Consider the following 16,500-nt stretch of genomic DNA (forward strand, 5'->3'; position numbering starts at 1 on the left):
GGAAGGGCGTCGACTACCTCGCAGGTAGGCGACGGCGGCTCTCGCCGTCGCTAGCGTCCGCCCGGTGACCACCACCCTGCGGCCGCCGGTGGGCGCGCTGCTGCGCGGCTGGCGGCAGCGCCGCCGGCTCTCCCAGCTCGACCTGGCCACCGACGCCGGGGTCTCCGCGCGGCACCTGAGCTTCCTGGAGACCGGCCGGGCCCGCCCGAGCCGGGAGATGGTGCTCCGCCTGGCCGAGCAGCTCGACGTCCCGCTGCGCGAGCGCAACGACCTGCTGCTGGCCGCCGGCTTCGCACCCGCCTACGGCCGCCGCGGCCTCGACGCGCCGGACATGGCCGCCGTCACCCGGGCGCTGCACCTGGTGCTCGCCGCGTACGAGCCGTTCCCGGCGCTGGTGGTCGACCGCTCCTGGGAGCTGGTGACGGCCAACGCCGGCCTGGCGCTGCTCACCGACGGCGTCGCGCCGCACCTGCTGGAGCCGCCGGCCAACGTGCTGCGGGTGAGCCTGCACCCCGAGGGCCTGGCGCCGCGGATCGCCAACCTGCCGCAGTGGCGGGCGCACGTGCTGCACCGCCTCGGCCGGGAGGCGCACCTCACCGGCGACCCGGGACTGGCCGCGCTGCACCGGGAGCTGACCGCGCTGCCCGGCGGCACAGACCGCTCCACGCCCGACGGCATCGCGGTGCCGCTGCGGGTGCGCACCGGCGCCGGGGTGCTGTCCTTCCTCAGCACGGTGACCACCTTCGGCACCGCCGTCGACCTCACCGCCGCGGAGCTGTCGGTGGAGGCGTTCCTCCCCGCCGACGCCGCCACCGCCGAGGCCGTCCGCCACGTCGCGGCCGGGGCCTCCGGCGAGCACAGTGGAAGCATGCGTCCCGTCGACGGAGGAGGACGGCCATGACCGAGAGCACCGGGCCCGGCGGGAGCGACGCCCAGGGCGTCCGGTCGACGCCGAGCGGCACCGCCGGCAGCGAGGGCGAGGACCTGCACGGCACCGCCCGCGAGGTCCACCGGGACAACGAGGAGGGCGGCGCCGAGGAGGCGGCCCGGACCCCCGGGGCCTGAGCGGCCCGCGGCCCGCCGTCAGCACAACCGGGTTGCGGCGGCGAGGTCGCCGGGTAGGCGTCCCCCGAGGCAGAGGAGGCCACCATGACCGAGGTGCCGGGCACCGACCGCGAGCAGGCGGAGGAGAACGTGCTGGCGGAGACGCCGATCCGCCCGGAGGGCATCGAGGAGGACACCTCCACCAGCGGCGACGAGGGCCAGACCGGCGACTCGGCCAAGCCGGGCGCCGGGAGCACCGACCCCGTCACCTGACCCGGCGACGCCCCCGCCCGCCCGCGAGGAGGGCGAGCAGCGCCGTCCCGGCCGCGCAGGCCAGCGGCACCCCGGCGACCAGCCACAGGTCGCCGGCGCCCGCGGGCCCGCCGGCCGCCACCAGCCCGGCGGCCAGGCCGCCCACGGCCGCCGCGGCGCTCGCCGTCAGCGAGGACCGGCGGGGGTCCGGGGCGTCCCGCCGGGTCAGCGCCCCGGCGACCAGGGCGAGGACGGCGACGCCGAGGAGCAGCCCCCCGGCGGTGCGCTCGTGCCCGTGGTCGGAGATCGCGAACAGCAGGTAGCCGAGCGCCCCCACCAGCCCCGCCGAGGCCAGCCAGGCCCAGGGGAGGGCGGCGAGGGGGCGGGGGGTCGTCGCGGTCGTCACGGGACCGTCCTTCCGTCGCGGGTGCCGGGTGCCGCCATGGTGGCGAGCCGCGGGCCGGCTGTCACCGGTCCCGCGGCCCGGTCCCGCCTCGTCCCCGGGGACGAGACCGCACCGGCCTGCGGGACGATCCGGCCGGGGCGGCGCGGTCACTAGTCTCCGCAGGGCCGGGCACCCACGGTCGCGGGCTCCTCCGCGGGGTGCGCCCGGGCGAGGAGCGATCGCGATGGAGGGGTCCACGGGGGTCCGCGCACCGTCGGACCCGGTGTACGCGCTGATCGCCGTGGTGTCGACCGGCGCGGCCGCGCTCGAGGGGCCGCCCGTCCTGCCGGTGCTGGTCTGTCTCGTCCTCGCGCTGGTCCCCTGGCTGCTCGTGGCCGCTGGCGCCGACCTGCCGCTCGCCCTGTTCGCCGTCCTGGCCGTGGCCCCGGTCGTGCCCGTGGTGGCCTGGTCGGGGGTCGGCAGCGCGCTGTTCCTCACCGTCGCCGCCGCCGCGCGGGTGGCCACCCGCACCGACCGGCGCGGGCTGCTGGCGGCGACCACCGCCGCGGCCGTCGCGGTGCCGTTCACCCCGTTCGCCGGCCTGCTGCCGCCCGGGACGGGCGAGGCCGAGCGCGGCGCGGGGTCGCTGTACTTCGCGTTCGGCACCGTCCTGGGCGTGCTGGTCGGCGTGCTGCTGCACCGCGCCGCCGTGCTCACCGACGACCTGCGGGTCGCCCAGGAGCGCCTGGCCGAGGCGGCCGCGCGGCAGGAGCGGCAGCGGATCGCCCGCGACGTGCACGACCTCGTCGCGCACTCGCTGACCGTCGTCGTCCTGCACGTGGGCGGCGCGCGCCGGGTGCTGCGCCGCGACCCGGGGGCGGCGGAGGGGGCGCTGGAGGAGGCCGAGCGGGTGTGCCGGGAGAGCCTGGACGGCATCCGCGGCGTGGTGGGCCTGCTGCGGTCGGGGCAGGACGAGCGCCCGGTGGTATCCCTGGACCTCGCCGAGCTGGTGGACGGCTACCGGGCGGCCGGCCTGCCGGTCGGCCTGCACACCACCGGGTCGACGGAGGCGCTGCCGCTGGTGGTGCGGGTGACCCTGCACCGGGTGGTGCAGGAGGCGCTGGCCAACGCGGCGCGGCACGCGGACGGCGCCCCGGTGCAGGTCCGCGTCGCGGTCGACGACGGCGGGGTGGAGGCCCGGGTGCGCAACGACCTGCCCGACACGGACCCGCCCGGGACGGGCCCCGCCGGCGGCGGGCACGGCGGCTTCGGGCTGGTGGGGTTGCGCGAGCGGGTGGCCTCGCTGGGCGGCGAGCTGACCTGGGGCCCGGAGGACGGCGCCTGGGGGGTCCGGTGCGTCCTGCCGCGGCACGCCGGGGACCGGGCCGTGCCCGCCGCGGCGGCGGGAGGGCAGGCGTGAGCGCCGCGGTCCGGATCGTGCTGGCCGACGACCAGGCGCTGGTCCGCGCCGGGCTGGCGATGGTGCTGGGCTCCGAGGACGGCTTCACCGTGGTCGCGCAGTGCGAGGACGGCGCCGGGGTGCTGCCCGCCGTCCGGGCGCACCGGCCCGACCTGGTGCTGGTGGACGTGCGCATGCCCCGCGTGGACGGCCCCGAGGCCACCCGCCGGCTGCGGGCCGAGCCGGGCGCGCCCCCGGTCCTGACGCTGACGACGTTCGACGACGACGAGGTCCTCTGGGCCGCGCTCGACGCCGGGGCCGCGGGCTTCGTGCTCAAGGACAGCCCGGCCGAGGTGCTCGTCGAGGCCGTCCGCGCGGTCGCCGCCGGCGGCGCCTGGCTCGACCCGCGGGTGCTGCCCCGGGTGCTCGACCGGGCCCGCCGCCGCCCGGCACCGGGTGCGGGGACGGCGGTGCTCGACCGGCTCACGCCCCGCGAGGCCGACGTGCTGCGCCTGGTCTGCCGGGGGGCGAGCAACGCCGAGATCGCCGGCGCGCTGCGGATGGGGGAGCGGACGGTGAAGTCGCACGTCTCGGCGATCCTCGCCAAGCTCGGCGTCCGCGACCGCGCCGCGGCGATCGTGGCGGCCTACGACGCCGGGCTGGGCCGCTGAGCGCTCAGAGGACGTCGAACTCGTTGCTGGTCGCGCCGCCGGAGAGCAGCGCGTACCCGGGGCCGCGGTCGAAGAACGGCTCGTCGCCGCTGCGGGCCGACCGCCGCTCCGCCCGCAGCGCGTCGGTGGCCGCCTCGTCGCACGTGCCGTCGCTGCGGAGCACCATGCCGTAGTCCTCGCGGGCGCCGGTCACGGAGACCTTGCGCCACGCGACGTCGCGCAGCACCTCCTCCACCGGGCGCTCGAGCGGGTCGCCCCACCCGCCGCCGCCCGTCGTCCGGATGCGGACGACGGTGCCGGCCGGCAGCGGCTCGGCGTCGGCGAGCGCGTCGACGTCGTGCTCGTCCGGGCCGCCGGGGTCGACGGTGACCTGGAACGGCCGTCCCGCCCGCCCGCCGTTGACGCCCCAGCAGGACAGGATCGAGCGGTCGGCGATCGACATGAAGTGCGCGTCGCGCAGCACCCGGACGTGCTTCTCGTAGCCGCAGCCGCCGCGGTAGCGGCCGGGGCCGCCGGAGTCCAGCGCCAGGCCGAGGCGCTCCACCCGCAGCGGGAACCGGCTCTCGGTGAACTCGGTGGGCAGGTTCCGCGAGTCGGGGACGACGTGGATGGTGTCCTCGCCGTCGGCGTACCAGCGCCCGCCCGAGCCGCCGCCGAGCACCTCGCGCATGAGGTAGGGGGTGCCGTCGGAGTCGGTTCCGTAGACGCCGGTGTAGCGGATCGTCTCCTGGTCGGCGGGCATGCGGCCGCCGGTGGCCTTGGCCAGCACGCCGGCCAGCACGCCGAGCAGCCGGAGGATGACGAAGGTGCGCGCGTTGGTGGGCGCCGGGAACACCGGTGTGAGCAGCGTGCCCTTCTCCGGGAAGCGCATCTCGATGAGCGGGACGACGCCCTCGTTGACGTCGAGCTCGGCCATCCGCTCCGGCGTCGCGGCGAGGTTGCGCAGGATCGGCGCCAGCCACTTCTTGAGGAAGTTGCCGTCGGCGTAGTCGCCGCAGTGGTTGATCGGCCCCTTGGCCTGCGGGCCGGTGCCGGTGAAGTCGATGACCAACGGGGTCTCGCGGCTGGAGTCCATGGTCAGCGTGATCCGCTGGCGGTGCAGCATCGGCGGGTCGACGCCGTCGTGCTCGGCGTAGTCCTCCCAGACGTAGGTGCCGTCGGGGATCTGCGACAGGATCTCCCGCCGGTAGACCTCGGTGGAGTTGGCCAGGACTGCGTCGAAGCAGGCCTCGACGGCGGCCACGCCGTAGCGGTCGAACAGCTCGCCCAGGCGGCGCGCGCCGGCCAGGCAGGCGGAGCACTCGGCGTCGAGGTCGGCGGCCAGCGAGTCGGGCATCCGCGAGTTGCGGGTCATGATCGCCAGCGCCGCCTCGTTGCGGACGCCGCGGTCCCACAGCTTGATCGGCGGGACCATCAGCCCCTCCTCGAACACGCTGGTCGCCGCGCTCGGCATCGACCCGGGGACGGCCCCGCCGATGTCGTCGTGGTGGCCGAACGCCTGCACGAACGCGACCACGGTCGGCACGCCGTCGACGTCGGCGAAGACCGGCACGGTCACGCACAGGTCGGGCAGGTGCCCGATCCCGCCCTCGGAGAGGTAGACGTCGTTGTGGAAGAAGACGTCGCCGGGGTGCATGGTCGCCACCGGGTGGTCGCGGACCACGGGGTGCACCAGCGCGGAGTACGAGCGGCCGGTGAGCTTGCGCAGCTGCCGGTCGTGGATGCCGGCGCGGAAGTCGTGCGCGTCGCGGATCATCGGCGACCGCGACGTCCGCCCGATGGAGGTCTCGACCTCCTTCTCGATCGCGGCCAGCGTGCCGGCGACGATCTCCACGAGCACCGGGTCGGCGGGTGCCCCGTCGGTGAGGCTCATCGGGCGGCCCTCTCGATCAGCAGGTTCCCGGACGCGTCCACGGTCGCGGCGAAGCCGGGGTGCAGCGGCACGGTCGAGCCGAACTCCTCCACGACCGCCGGGCCGCGGACGACGTCGCCGGGGGCCAGCAGCGTGCGGTCGTAGGTGGGTGTGGGCGCCCAGTCCTCGTCGAAGAGCACCGGCCGGGTGCCGGTGACGGCGCGCTCGGGTCCCCCGCTGCGGGCGGGCAGCGTCACGAGGTCGGGACGGCGGATCGGCCCGATCCCGGTGACCCGCAGGTTCACCCACTCCACGGCCTGCCGCGGGTCGTCGCGGAGGTCGTAGCCGTAGAGCTGCCGGTGCGCGGCGTGGAAGGCGGCGGCCACGTCGTCGGCGGCCGCGGCGTCGAGCTCGCCGTCGGCCACCGGCACCCGCACCTCGAAGGCCTGCCCCACGTAGCGCAGGTCCGCCGTCCGCTGCACCACCTGCACGTCGCGCGCGAAGCCCTCGCCGTCCAGCGAGGCCCGCGCGCGGTCCTCCAGGGCGGCGAACGCCGCGCGGACCCGGTCGAGGTCGAGGTCGGCGTGCCGGCTGATCGCCGTCTGCACGTGGTCGTTGCGGACGTCGACGGTCAGCAGCCCGAACGCGCTGAGGTTGCCCGGGTCGGGCGGCACGAGCGTGCGGGGCAGGCCCAGGACGTCCATCAGCCGGCAGGCCAGCAGCGAGCCGGACCCGCCGAAGGTGGTGAGCGTGAAGTCGCGGACGTCGAGGCCGCGGGCGACGGTCACCTGGCGCAGCGCGTTGGCCTGGTTCCACGCCGAGATCTCCAGGATGCCCAGCGCCGTGCGCTCCAGCGACAGCCCGAGCCGCTCGCCGAGCGAGGTCAGCCCGGCGCGGGCGGCGTCGGCCGACAGCGGGATCTCCCCGCCGAGCAGGTGCGGCGGGATCCGGCCGAGGACGACGTGCGCGTCGGTGACCGTGGGCTCGGTGCCGCCCGACGCGTAGCACAGGGGCCCGGGGTCGGCGCCGGCCGAGCGCGGGCCGACCTTGAGCGTGCCCTCGGGCGAGAGCCAGGCGATCGAGCCGCCCCCGGCGCCGACGGTGACGACGTCGACCATCGGGACCTTCGACGGATAGGCGCCCACCGAGCCCTCGGTGGTCAGCGCCGGCTCACCGTCGACGACCACCGTGACGTCGGTGGAGGTGCCGCCGCCGTCGCAGGTGAGCACCCGGTCGAAGCCGGCGTGGCCCGCGACCAGCGCCGCGCCCAGCGCCCCGGCGGCCGGGCCGGACAGCATCGTGGTGATCGGCTGGTGCACCACCTCCTCGGCCGAGAGCACCCCGCCGTTGCTCTTCATCACGTGGAACGGCACGCCGGGCGCCAGCGCGTCGAGCCGCTCGCGGATGCCGCGCACGTAGGCGGCCACCCGGGGCTTGACCGCGGCGTCGACCAGGGTGGTCACCGACCGCTCGTACTCGCGGTACTCGCGCAGCACCTGGCTGGAGATGCTGACGACGGCGTCGGGGTGTTCCCCGTGGAGCACGTCGAGCACGGCCCGCTCGTGGGCGTCGTCGGCGTAGGAGTGCAGCAGGCAGACGCCGATCGTGGTCACCCCGGCGTCCCGGAAGAACCGCGCCGCCGCGACGGCGTCCTCGCGGCGGAACGGGCGGACCTCGGCGCCCGTGGGGTCGAGCCGGCCCCCGACGGTGCGCACCAGGTCGGCGGGGACGATCCGCGGCGGCTTGACCCAGAAGTAGCTGTTGCCGTAGCCGTCGGGCACCGACTGGCGGGCGATCTCGAGCACCGACTCGTAGCCCTCGGTGGTGATGAACCCGATGCGGTCCAGCCTGCCCTCGAGCAGCTGGTTGGTGGCCACCGTCGTCCCGTGGCTGACCGCGGTCACCGCGCCGCCGTCGAGGCCCATGAGGTCGAGCACCTTGCGCACGCCGGCGAGGAAGCCCTCGGCGGGGTCGGCCGGGGTGGAGGGCGTCTTGGTGGTGGTCGTCGCCCCGGTGTCCTCGTCGACGGCGACCACGTCGGTGAAGGTGCCGCCGGTGTCGATGCCGATCCGGACCCGGCGACCCCCTGCCATGGCTGGTTACCTTAGGGCTGAGACACCTCGCCGGGGAAGCGCCGGACGTCAGCGCTCCGCGGGCGCGTCCTCCGGGGAGGCGGTCGAGCGGCCGGCGTCCTCGACCGCGCCCCCGGCCGGGTTCGGGCGCGCCGCGTCGTCCGCGCCGGGACGCCCGGCGCCGTCCGTGCCGGGGCCGAGGTCGGTGACCTCGTCGAAGTCGCGCAGCGCGTCGTCGGGCGCCAGGAAGGCGTCGTCGGGGCCGGTCATGGTCTCTCCCTCGGTCGGGCGGGCGTCCCCGGTGCGTACCCCGCGGGCACGGCACACGCGCGTGACCTCACGACACGCACCCCGTGCGGGATCGACGGGGCGGGTCTCCCGTGGTGTCATGCCCAGCAGCGTGCCTCCCGGGGCGCGAGCTCGCGAGGAGGCGACATGGCGAACAGGTGCACGGCCGGCCGGGCGGCGCCCCGTCCCGCGGGGGGCGGCCACCCCGGCGCCCCGGGCTGAGTGGACGGCCGACTCGCCCGCGAGTTCGTCGAGGGCACCGACGCCCTCGTCTGCGTCGTCGACGCCGAGGGGCGGCTCCTGCTGGCCAACCCCGCGCTGCAGCGGTTCACGGGGCGGGCGCCCGCGGAGCTCCTCGGTCGGCTGTTCGTCGACGTCTTCGTCGTCCCCGAGCACCGCGAGCTGGCCCTCGACGCCGTGGAGCGCGCCATCCTCACCGGCCGCGCCTTTCCGCAGGAGGGCGACTGGCTGACCGCCGACGGCGGCCGGCGGCTGGTCTCCATGCAGAACAACGTCCTCGTCGACGACGCCGGCCGGCCCTACGCGGTGGCCTGCGTCGGCATCGACGTCACCGACCGGCAGCGCCGCGAGGAGCTGCTCAGCGAGCGCGCCCGCACCGACCGGCTCACCGGCATCCCGAACCGCGGCACGTTCTTCGAGGAGCTCCAGCGCCACCTCGCACCCGACCGGCACGAGGTCTGCGGCGTGCTGTTCTGCGACCTCGACGGGTTCAAGAAGGTCAACGACGACCACGGTCACGCGGTGGGCGACGCCGTCCTGGTCGAGGTCGCGGCGCGGCTGCGCGGCCTGGGCGGGTCCGGGGACGTCGTCGCGCGGTTCGGCGGTGACGAGTTCGTGGTGCTCTGTCCCGGCTGCGAGGACGAGGAACTGGCCCGGATCGCCGAGCGCGTCGGGGCGCAGGCCGACGTCCCCCTGCCCACGGCCGCGGGCCCGCTGGTGGTCGGCATGAGCGTCGGCAGCGCCGTCGGACGTCCCGGGGAGACGCCCGACGAGGTCATCGCCCGCGCGGACCGGTCGATGTACGGGGCCAAGACGCGGCAGCGCCGCCGGTCACGGCGCTGATCTGCAGGGCCGGTCACGGCGCTGGGCGGCGGGGCCGGCCGATGCCGGTGGCGTAGAGGACGGCGAGGACCGCCCCGGAGGGCGCGAACCAGACGAACCACGGGTGGACGGCGCCGTCGGCGAGGAACGAGACGAGCGTCCAGGCCACCACGTTCACCGCGACGAGGCTGAGCCAGATCGTGCTGAGCACCCGCATGGCGGTGCCGCCGGCGGTGTCGGAGAACACCCGGTGCCGCGGGGCCGGCGGCGGCGGGGGCGGCGGCTCGGGCAGGTCCCGGGTGATGCGGTCGAGCTCGCCGCGGGTGCGGGCCGCCCAGACCGCGCGCGCCCGCTCGTCGAACTCGGCCAGGTCGAGCTGGCCGTGCCCCACCGCCCGGCGCAGCCGCTCCTGCACGGCGCTGCGCTCGACGTCGGAGACCCGCAGTTCCTCGGCACGGACCGGTTCACCCATGCCCGGCATCGTGGCACCGGCGGCCGCCTCCCGGGGTCCGTCGTCCGGTGGACGGCGGGGTAGCGGTCAGCTGAGCTCGACGGCCTTCAGCCGGGCGCCGCGGGCGGCGGCCAGCCGCTCGGCCTGCTCGCCGACCGCCGCCCGGAGCGCGGAGGACACCGGCACCCAGGGGTCGACGGCCACGGTCAGCGACGCCCCGGACTTCCGCGGCCGCCACAGCCCGGCCAGCTCGCCGTCGTGCAGCACCGCGCCGGGCCGGCCGAGCGTGGGCCAGGTGGCCTTCCGCCGCGCGGGGTCGGCGACCAGCGTCTCGCGGTCGCGGGCCTGCAGGAGGAGGTCGAACGGGCCGAGCAGCCGGGTGACCGCCGGCGCGGGCGCGCCCGGCCGCTCGGCGTCCGCGGCGAGCAGCCAGCGCCGCTCGCCGTCCACGTCGACCTCGACGACGTCCTGGGGCCAGTGGGCCCGGACCTCGCTCACCGGCGCGTCGAGGTAGCCGGCCACGTGCTGCGGGGTGGCCGGGCCGAGCAGGTGCAGGTACGCGCGGACGACGTCGAGCCGCTCCGGCACGGTGTCCGCCGGTGCGAACCCCAGGATCGGCTGGAGCACCGGCGGCGAGGTGCCCGGCTGCAGCTCCAGCCCCGCGCGCAGCGCCGCCAGCCGGAACGGCTGCTCGTACAGGTGCACCGCGTCACAGGGGCGGCAGTACCGGTTGTAGGGAGCCTCCATCGCGTCGGACAGCCGCCGCGACATCTCGCCCTTGACCGTCGGCGCGGTCACGATCTCCCGCATCTGCCCGGCGATCCGGTCCAGCGCGGTCAGCACCGGGATGCCCGCGGCCTTCAGCGGCCGGGCCGCGTCGAACACCCGCTTGGCCGCGTCGGCCTCGGAGAACGGCGCGGTCGCGGTGGCCACGGCGGGCAGGTCGGCGCGGCGGTACAGGTGCGGGGCGCCGCGCAGGGTCCAGACGGTCGCCAGCTCCCCGGGTCCCGGGACGGCGCCGCGGTTGGCCAACGCCCACAGCCCACCGTCGGGCCCGGTGTCCTGCACCCCGAGGTCGAGGACGGCGGTGTCGGCGACCGTGCCGGTGTCGCGGTCCAGCTGCTGCGTGGCGACGCGGAGGGCCAGCACGTCCCGGGCGGTCGCGGAGGAGGGCACGCGGGCACGGTAGGGGGAGCGGCCGACGAGTGTGCCCCTGCCGGGCCCTCGGGGACCGCGGTGGGCCCGGCAGGGGCACAGTCGCCCGGTTCCGGGTCGTGCAGGGGTGGGCCGTCCGGGGTCCGGGGCGCCTAGCCTGGCGCGGTGCTCGACGGGGCGGTGACCTTCCGACCGCTGACGCGCGCCGACCTCGGCCTGCTGGCGCGGTGGCTGGCGGAGCCGCTGGTCGCCCGCTGGTGGGCGCACCGGACGACGCCCGAGGCGGTCGAGGCCGACTTCGGCCCGTGCATCGACGGCACGGACCCGGCCGAGGTGCTGCTCGCGCTCGCCGGCGGCCGCCCGTTCGGGCTGGTGCAGCGCTACCGCATCGCCGACTTCCCGGAGTACGTCGCCGAGCTGTCGGCGGTGGTCGACGTGCCTCCGCGGGCGCTGTCGATCGACTACCTGATCGGCGAGCCCGACGTGCGCGGCGGGGGAGCGGGGACGGCGATGCTGCGGGCCCTCGTCGCCGACTGCTGGACGGCGTACCCGGATGCCGACGCCGTCCTGGTGCCGGTGGCCGCGGGCAACGTCGCGTCGTGGAAGGCGCTGGAGAAGGCCGGCTTCACCCGGGTCGCGGAGGGACCGCTCACGCCGGACAACCCGGTCGACCCGCCCGACCACGTCGTCTCCCTGCTGCGCCGGCCGCCCGGCGCGTGAGGGTCAGGCCGGCTGCTCCAGCCGGGGCCGCGGCAGCGCGGCGGGGACCAGCGCCTCCGGCGGGCCGGGACGGCCGAAGTACCAGCCCTGCCCCAGGTCGACGCCCAGCTCGTGCAGCGCAGCGGCCTCCTCGCCGGTCTCGATGCCCTCGGCGACCACGGTGACCCCGCAGCCGTGGCCGAAGGTGACCAGCGACTCGACCAGCTTGGCCAGTACCGGGTCGGTGTGCAGGCCGCTGACGATGCTGCGGTCCATCTTGATGACGTCGGGCGAGGTCACCACGATGTGCCGCAGGCTGGAGAAGCCGGCGCCGACGTCGTCGATGGCCAGCCGCATCCCGGCGGCGCGGAACGGGACCAGGGCGGTGGTGAGGGCGTCGTAGTCCTCGACGGGGTCGTGCTCGGAGAGCTCGAGGAGGATGCGGGGCAGCGGCAGGGTGTGCATCAGCGCGGAGAACTCCGGCGTGAGCAGTGTCTCCGGCGAGACGTTCATGGCCACGTAGCCGTCCACACGGGACAGGTGCTCGGCGGCCCGCCGCAGCGCGAGCAGCTCCACCTCGTGCCCGCGGCCGATGCTGTGCGCCTCCTCGAAGACGACGTCGGGGGCCTTGCCCCAGTCGGCGGGGAAGCGGCTGAGCGCCTCGGCGCCGACGCGGGCGCCGGTGTCCAGGGAGACGATCGGCTGCAGGACGACGCTCGGCCCGCCGGCGGCGACCAGGGGCCCGAGCCGGCCGTCGATGTCGTCGCGCCGCTGCTGCTCGCGCAGCTCCGGCTCGATGACCACCGCGGCGGCCGACGCGAGGACCTTCATCAGGGCCTCGTCGCGGGTGGTCAGCTCCTTGTCGGAGGTGAAGCCGAACGCGCAGAAGGTGCCGTAGAGGCTGCCGTCGGACAGCGTGACCGGCGTCGACACGTAGCTGCGGATGCGCGGGATGCGCGCCGAGGGCAGCGACATCGCCAGCGGGTACTTCTTCACGTCGTCGATGACCGGCGGCAGCCTGCCGTCGAGGATCGCCTGGCAGAACGACGTCTCCTGGACGACCTTCGCGCCCTCCTGGACCAGCACCGGCACCCGGGTGTCGACCACCTCGAGGTGCTGGGTGGTGCCGTCCATCCGGGTCAGGAACGCCACCGGCATGTGCAGCGACTTCCTCGCCGTGTGCAGCAGCTCGGCCACCTGCTGCTCGGCGTCGGTGCGCGTCTTGCCCATGGTGTGCTCCCGTCCGGTGGCTGTCCCCCTCCCTTCGACACCGGCGGTGCGCCGCTGGACCGGCGCCCGCCGGGCCTCACCCCGAGGGGTGGGGACCCGGCGGGCGGGTGGTCCGGTACGCGTCGGGCTCAGTACCAGTTGTTGGCCTGGAAGTGGGCCCAGGCCGCACAGGCGCTGCCGTACCGGTTCTCGACGTAGATCAGCCCGGCGTCGATCTGCCGGTAGGGGTCCGACGTCTTCGCGATGCCGGTGCTCGCCCACGTCGAGTCGAGGAACTGCGCGATGCCGTACGCGGTGCTCGTCGGGTTCTGCGCGTTCGGGTTCCACCCGCTCTCGGCCTCCCAGAGCTGCTCGAGGCAGCCGAACTGGGTGGCGTCGCCGAGCTTGCCGGCCGCGTAGTCCTTGTAGGCCTGCTCGCCGGTGGCGGCCGGGGCGGGCGCCGGAGCCGGGGCGGGCGCCGGGGCCGGCGCGGGAGCGGGAGCCGGCGCGGGGGCCGGCGCTGCCTCGGGTGCGGCAGCGCCGTCGCGCCCGCCGCCGTCGCTCCACCCGCCGGACGGGCCGGAGCCGCCGCGGCCCCACTCGTCGGCCTGGGCGGTCGACTGCCCGGCGAAGGTGAGCGCCAGGGCCATGGCCCCGGTGGCGGTGAGCAGGTGCAGGGCCCGGCGGCGCGGGCGGGTGTGGGCGTGCTGGATCGCGGTGCGTGCGTGCATGGAGTCGTCCTCCTGGAGGCGCGGACGTGCGGCACCGTCGTCGGACGGCGCTGCAGCGGTCGGGCGGGGCAGGGGTCGTCAGCCGGGCGTGCGGCACCGGCCGGACACGGGGGTCCGGCTGAGGGCGCCGTGCGACGGCTGTGCGTGCTGGGTGGACAGGCGGGAGCGCGACGGTCCCAGGCCTGCGGGCGCGGGGGCGGGAGGCCCCGGGCGCGGTTGTTCTCCGTTTCTCCCCTGGCCGCCTACCGGGTGAGCTGACGGGTTCGGGCTGGGAGTGCCCTACCCGCTGCCGGGATCGCCGACAGCGGGACTCACCCCGGTGGTGCTGGTGGGTCCCCGGCTCGCACTCGGGGGAGCGCGACTCGGCGGCATCCGGTGCGGGGCCCCCGGGAGGGAGCGAGACGTCCGACCGGACGCCGAAACGCTAGGGACGGGACCGGTCCGTGACAATCCCGTGACCTGAACCGGCGGCCGAGGCACGCGACAGGCCGACGTCGCCAACCGGACCGCGCTGGACCGGTCACCCCCCGCGACGGTGAGGGCCGGACGCGACGCGGCCGCCGGGTCCCCGTGGGGTCCCGGCGGCCGCGTCGGAGGGCGCCCGGTGTCCGGCGCCCGGTGTCAGCTGGGCCGCTGCCCGCCGCCCGGGCGGAAGTCGGCCGCCGGGTGGTTGTCGGAGATGAGGCCGACGACGTTGCCGAACGGGTCGAGGACGGCGACGCTGACCACCGGCCCGTGCGGCGTGAGCGGGATCCACTCCTTGGCACCCATCGACGTCATCCGCTCGAGCACGGCGTCGAGGTCATCGACCCGCCAGGCCCCGACCGCCCCGCCGGGCTCCAGTGCCGCCCCGGCGGGAGCGGTGGTGCGGCCGGCGATCGCCAGCCGGGTCGACTCGCCGACGGCGAACGCGGCATAGCCCAGCTGCCCGCCGGGGCCGGGCCGGGTGAAGACGGGGCCCGACCCCAGGAGCTCCGTGTACCAGGCCGCGGCCGCGGCCACGTCGTCGGCCCAGTAGGTGAGCGATGCGATCCCGCGCAGGGTCACGTCCATGACGAGGGGGCCTCCTCCTCCGCCAGCACCGGCTCGGGGTCCCCGGGCTGCCAGTCCGGCGCCGTCCAGCGGTGGAACACCCGGGCCACCGAGTCGCGCGGGCTCTGCCACGTCTCCGGGTTGTACGGGCTCACGTACGGGGCGAGGTCCGCCATGACCTTGGCGAAGGCCGGCCGCATGGACTCGTGGTTCTCCCGCACGGCCGCGGCCTTGACCCGGTCCTGCTCGAGGATGTGCACGAAGACGTCCTCCATCGAGTACAGCCAGCGGCCGGTCACGCCGGTCTCCGTCGGCAGCCCCCCGGCGTCGGACTCGGCGAACACGCGGGCGATGTCCTCCTCGCTGCCCGGGACCATCCGCTGGACGATCACGGTCATCTCCCGGTCCGGGGACACCGGGCCCTCGGGCACCCAGGAGTAGAAGTGCTTCGCCACGGAGTGCGACGGGTTCTGCCAGTAGCTCGCGTACGGGGTGACGTACGGGGCGATCACCTCGGAGATGATCTGGAACGCCGGCAGGCCGCGGCGCTGACCGGAGATCTCCGGGTCCTGCTTGCGCTCGATGACGTGCAGGTACAGGCCCTCGTAGGAGAGCAGGATCCGGCCGACGACGCCGAGGTCCTGCGGCCGGGTGGTCCGGTCGTAGTACGCGAACACCGGCCCGACCTTGTCCTCGCTGCCGGGGACCATCCGGCAGACGATGACGTTGCGGAAGGGGCGCCAGTCGCTGGAGTACCAGCTCGCCGGTGCCGAGGCGGTGTTCGCGAACTCGACGGTGTCGTTCGCCCACGGCTGCTCGGTCGGGGTGGTCGAGGCGTCGGCCGCGGGGTCGGCGGATCGTGGGGTCGGGGGCGTCGTCTGGGACTCGGTCTGGGTCACGGGGTTCCTCCGGGGACAGGGGTGGGGGTGAAACGGAGGGGTAGGGCGAGCAGACCGCGGAAGGCCGAGGCGGCGGGCAGCCACTGCAGCTCCTCCACGGGGACGTCGAGGCGCAGGTCGGGCAACCGCAGCAGCACCTGCCGCAGCGCCGTCGTCGCCTCCAGCCGGGCCAGTGCGGTGCCCAGGCAGTAGTGGACGCCGTGCCCGAAGGCGAGGTGCTGCGTCGGACCGCGGTCGAGGTCCAGCCGGTCGGGCTCGGCGGTGAGCTCGGGGTCGTGGTCGGCCGCGCTGAGCACGACGGTGACGATCGACCCCGCCGGGATGGCCACGCCGCCGATCTCGAGGTCCTCGGTGGCGAACCGGAAGCTCGACACCGGCACCGACCCGTCGAAGCGCAGCAGCTCCTCGACGGCCTCGGGCACCCGGTCGAGGTCGGCGAGGAGGTGGGCCATCTCCTCGGGGTGGGTCAGCAGCGCGACGACGGCGTTGCCGAGGAAGTCCGACGTCGTCTGGTAGCCGGCGAACAGCAGCAGGAAGCAGGTGGAGACCAGCTCGGCCTCCGACAGCCGGCCGTCGCCGTCGCGGGCGGTGATCAGCGCGCTGACCAGGTCCTCGCCGGGGTGGGCGCGCTTGGCCGCGACCAGGCCGGTGAAGTAGGCGTGCAGCCGCTCCTGGGCCTGCCCGATGGCCGCCCGGTCCTCCTGGGGACTGCGCCCGCCGGTGCCCACGGTCCGGATCACCTGGGTGCCGGCGAGGATCTCCTCGTGGTCGGCCTCCGGGATGCCGAGCAGGTCGCCGATCACCGCGAGCGGCAGCCGCAGCGCGAAGTCGTCGACGAACTCGCATCCCCCGCGCGGCGCCATCCGGTCGAGCAGGCCGGCGACGATCTCCTCCACCCGGGGGCGCATCGCCTCGATCCGCTTGGGGGTGAACGCCTGCGTCACCAGCCGGCGCAGCCGGGTGTGCTCCGGCGGGTCGGAGTTGAGCATGTTGGTGTTGATCTGCCGGGCCTTCTCGCCGAAGACCGCGAGGTAGGTGTCGCCGGCCCGGTACAGGTCCTTGGACAGCCGCGGGTCCGACAGCGCCTGGCGGGCGTCGGCGTAGCGGGTGACCAGGAAGGAGTCGAAGCGCGGCGTGCGCACCTTGACCACCGGGCGCTCGGCGCGCAGCCGGGCGTAGACGGGATAGGGGTCGGCGCGGAACTCCGGCGTGTAGATCTCCTGGCCGGGGACGACGTCGTCCGGGGGCGCCGCGGGGGTCGCTGGGGCGGTCTGGGTCATGTCGGCTCCTGAGGGGGTG

Annotated in this window: 18 protein-coding genes and 1 riboswitch; of the genes, 7 read left to right on the forward strand and 11 right to left on the reverse strand. The window is 76.0% G+C overall.

Going from position 1 to position 16,500, the window contains the following annotated elements:
- The first annotated feature begins 64 nt into the window (after window positions 1-64).
- The 3 genes from LY71_RS15850 (at window position 65) to LY71_RS23540 (ending at window position 1,317) form a co-directional block, all read left to right on the forward strand.
- The gene (locus tag LY71_RS15850) at window positions 65-901 is read left to right on the forward strand and encodes a helix-turn-helix domain-containing protein (protein ID WP_106279351.1); all 837 of its coding nucleotides are present in this window, start codon (window positions 65-67) and stop codon (window positions 899-901) included.
- Window positions 898-1,065, forward strand: coding sequence for a hypothetical protein (locus tag LY71_RS23535; RefSeq protein ID WP_170121384.1), 168 nt, complete (start codon window positions 898-900; stop codon window positions 1,063-1,065). Before LY71_RS15850 ends, LY71_RS23535 begins: the two co-directional genes overlap by 4 nt.
- Window positions 1,066-1,149: 84 nt before the next feature.
- On the forward strand, window positions 1,150-1,317 hold the full coding sequence (locus LY71_RS23540) for a hypothetical protein (RefSeq protein ID WP_170121385.1): 168 nt from the start codon (window positions 1,150-1,152) through the stop codon (window positions 1,315-1,317).
- Here the strand turns inward: LY71_RS23540 and LY71_RS15855 are convergent.
- Entirely contained in the window at window positions 1,310-1,702 is a 393-nt protein-coding gene (locus LY71_RS15855) for a hypothetical protein (RefSeq protein WP_106279353.1), read from the reverse strand. The two genes, LY71_RS23540 and LY71_RS15855, sit on opposite strands and share 8 nt — an antisense overlap.
- A gap of 262 nt (window positions 1,703-1,964) precedes the next feature.
- Here LY71_RS15855 and LY71_RS15860 point away from each other — a divergent pair, with 262 nt between their 5' ends.
- Together LY71_RS15860 and LY71_RS15865 are read left to right on the forward strand one after the other, a co-directional pair.
- A complete protein-coding gene (locus tag LY71_RS15860; protein ID WP_146146160.1) occupies window positions 1,965-3,101 on the forward strand; it encodes a sensor histidine kinase in 1,137 nt (378 codons plus the stop codon).
- Window positions 3,098-3,751 (forward strand): response regulator transcription factor, encoded by a 654-nt coding sequence (locus tag LY71_RS15865; RefSeq protein WP_106279357.1) that lies wholly within the window; start codon window positions 3,098-3,100, stop codon window positions 3,749-3,751. Before LY71_RS15860 ends, LY71_RS15865 begins: the two co-directional genes overlap by 4 nt.
- A gap of 4 nt (window positions 3,752-3,755) precedes the next feature.
- Here the strand turns inward: LY71_RS15865 and LY71_RS15870 are convergent, their stop codons facing one another.
- Genes LY71_RS15870 through LY71_RS15880 form a run of 3 tightly spaced genes read right to left on the reverse strand, consistent with a single transcriptional unit; the run spans window position 3,756 to window position 7,945 of the window.
- A complete protein-coding gene (locus LY71_RS15870) occupies window positions 3,756-5,624 on the reverse strand; it encodes a hydantoinase B/oxoprolinase family protein (protein ID WP_106279360.1) in 1,869 nt (622 codons plus the stop codon).
- Window positions 5,621-7,696: a hydantoinase/oxoprolinase family protein gene (locus tag LY71_RS15875; protein ID WP_106279362.1), complete on the reverse strand. Its 2,076-nt coding sequence runs from the start codon at window positions 7,694-7,696 to the stop codon at window positions 5,621-5,623. Before LY71_RS15875 ends, LY71_RS15870 begins: the two co-directional genes overlap by 4 nt.
- 48 nt (window positions 7,697-7,744) lie before the next feature.
- Window positions 7,745-7,945, reverse strand: coding sequence for a hypothetical protein (locus LY71_RS15880; RefSeq protein ID WP_106279365.1), 201 nt, complete (start codon window positions 7,943-7,945; stop codon window positions 7,745-7,747).
- A 240-nt stretch (window positions 7,946-8,185) separates the two neighbouring features.
- Between LY71_RS15880 and LY71_RS15885 the strand changes: the two genes are divergently transcribed.
- Window positions 8,186-9,046 carry a GGDEF domain-containing protein gene (locus LY71_RS15885; RefSeq protein ID WP_106279367.1) on the forward strand — a complete coding sequence of 287 codons (861 nt, stop codon included), beginning with the start codon at window positions 8,186-8,188 and terminating at the stop codon, window positions 9,044-9,046.
- Window positions 9,047-9,059: 13 nt separating this feature from the next.
- Here the strand turns inward: LY71_RS15885 and LY71_RS15890 are convergent, their stop codons facing one another.
- Window positions 9,060-9,497 carry a DUF1707 SHOCT-like domain-containing protein gene (locus LY71_RS15890; protein WP_170121386.1) on the reverse strand — a complete coding sequence of 146 codons (438 nt, stop codon included), beginning with the start codon at window positions 9,495-9,497 and terminating at the stop codon, window positions 9,060-9,062.
- A gap of 66 nt (window positions 9,498-9,563) precedes the next feature.
- The gene (locus LY71_RS15895) at window positions 9,564-10,652 is read right to left on the reverse strand and encodes a winged helix DNA-binding domain-containing protein (RefSeq protein WP_106279371.1); all 1,089 of its coding nucleotides are present in this window, start codon (window positions 10,650-10,652) and stop codon (window positions 9,564-9,566) included.
- Window positions 10,653-10,796: 144 nt separating this feature from the next.
- Here LY71_RS15895 and LY71_RS15900 point away from each other — a divergent pair, with 144 nt between their 5' ends.
- Window positions 10,797-11,351, forward strand: coding sequence for a GNAT family N-acetyltransferase (locus tag LY71_RS15900; protein WP_211297372.1), 555 nt, complete (start codon window positions 10,797-10,799; stop codon window positions 11,349-11,351).
- 3 nt (window positions 11,352-11,354) lie between these two features.
- Here LY71_RS15900 and LY71_RS15905 read toward each other — a convergent pair whose 3' ends face one another.
- From LY71_RS15905 to LY71_RS15925, 5 genes are all read right to left on the reverse strand, one after another.
- On the reverse strand, window positions 11,355-12,560 hold the full coding sequence (locus LY71_RS15905; RefSeq protein ID WP_106279373.1) for an EAL domain-containing protein: 1,206 nt from the start codon (window positions 12,558-12,560) through the stop codon (window positions 11,355-11,357).
- Window positions 12,561-12,688: 128 nt separating this feature from the next.
- Complete coding sequence (locus LY71_RS15910; RefSeq protein WP_106279375.1) at window positions 12,689-13,270, reverse strand: aggregation-promoting factor C-terminal-like domain-containing protein; 582 nt, start codon at window positions 13,268-13,270, stop codon at window positions 12,689-12,691.
- A gap of 224 nt (window positions 13,271-13,494) precedes the next feature.
- Window positions 13,495-13,648, reverse strand: a riboswitch (cyclic di-AMP (ydaO/yuaA leader).
- 243 nt (window positions 13,649-13,891) lie between these two features.
- Window positions 13,892-14,323 carry a VOC family protein gene (locus tag LY71_RS15915; RefSeq protein ID WP_106279377.1) on the reverse strand — a complete coding sequence of 144 codons (432 nt, stop codon included), beginning with the start codon at window positions 14,321-14,323 and terminating at the stop codon, window positions 13,892-13,894.
- Entirely contained in the window at window positions 14,314-15,201 is an 888-nt protein-coding gene (locus LY71_RS15920) for a TcmI family type II polyketide cyclase (RefSeq protein ID WP_106279379.1), read from the reverse strand. The genes LY71_RS15915 and LY71_RS15920 overlap by 10 nt, the downstream gene beginning before the upstream one ends.
- Window positions 15,198-16,481 carry a cytochrome P450 family protein gene (locus LY71_RS15925; protein ID WP_106279381.1) on the reverse strand — a complete coding sequence of 428 codons (1,284 nt, stop codon included), beginning with the start codon at window positions 16,479-16,481 and terminating at the stop codon, window positions 15,198-15,200. Before LY71_RS15925 ends, LY71_RS15920 begins: the two co-directional genes overlap by 4 nt.
- Between the last annotated feature and the right edge of the window lie 19 nt (window positions 16,482-16,500).

The sequence above is a fragment of the Geodermatophilus tzadiensis genome (assembly GCF_003002915.1).
GTDB lineage: Bacteria > Actinomycetota > Actinomycetes > Mycobacteriales > Geodermatophilaceae > Geodermatophilus > Geodermatophilus tzadiensis.

Bases quoted from the DNA above. Each gene is read 5' to 3' on its own strand.
- LY71_RS23535 (WP_170121384.1), top strand. From the start codon at position 898: ATGACCGAGAGCACCGGGCCCGGCGGGAGCGACGCCCAGGGCGTCCGG.
- LY71_RS23540 (WP_170121385.1), top strand. From the start codon at position 1,150: ATGACCGAGGTGCCGGGCACCGACCGCGAGCAGGCGGAGGAGAACGTG.
- LY71_RS15870 (WP_106279360.1), bottom strand. From the start codon at position 5,624: ATGAGCCTCACCGACGGGGCACCCGCCGACCCGGTGCTCGTGGAGATC.
- LY71_RS15875 (WP_106279362.1), bottom strand. From the start codon at position 7,696: ATGGCAGGGGGTCGCCGGGTCCGGATCGGCATCGACACCGGCGGCACC.
- LY71_RS15880 (WP_106279365.1), bottom strand. From the start codon at position 7,945: ATGACCGGCCCCGACGACGCCTTCCTGGCGCCCGACGACGCGCTGCGC.
- LY71_RS15890 (WP_170121386.1), bottom strand. From the start codon at position 9,497: ATGGGTGAACCGGTCCGTGCCGAGGAACTGCGGGTCTCCGACGTCGAG.
- LY71_RS15905 (WP_106279373.1), bottom strand. From the start codon at position 12,560: ATGGGCAAGACGCGCACCGACGCCGAGCAGCAGGTGGCCGAGCTGCTG.
- LY71_RS15910 (WP_106279375.1), bottom strand. From the start codon at position 13,270: ATGCACGCACGCACCGCGATCCAGCACGCCCACACCCGCCCGCGCCGC.
- LY71_RS15915 (WP_106279377.1), bottom strand. From the start codon at position 14,323: ATGGACGTGACCCTGCGCGGGATCGCATCGCTCACCTACTGGGCCGAC.
- LY71_RS15925 (WP_106279381.1), bottom strand. From the start codon at position 16,481: ATGACCCAGACCGCCCCAGCGACCCCCGCGGCGCCCCCGGACGACGTC.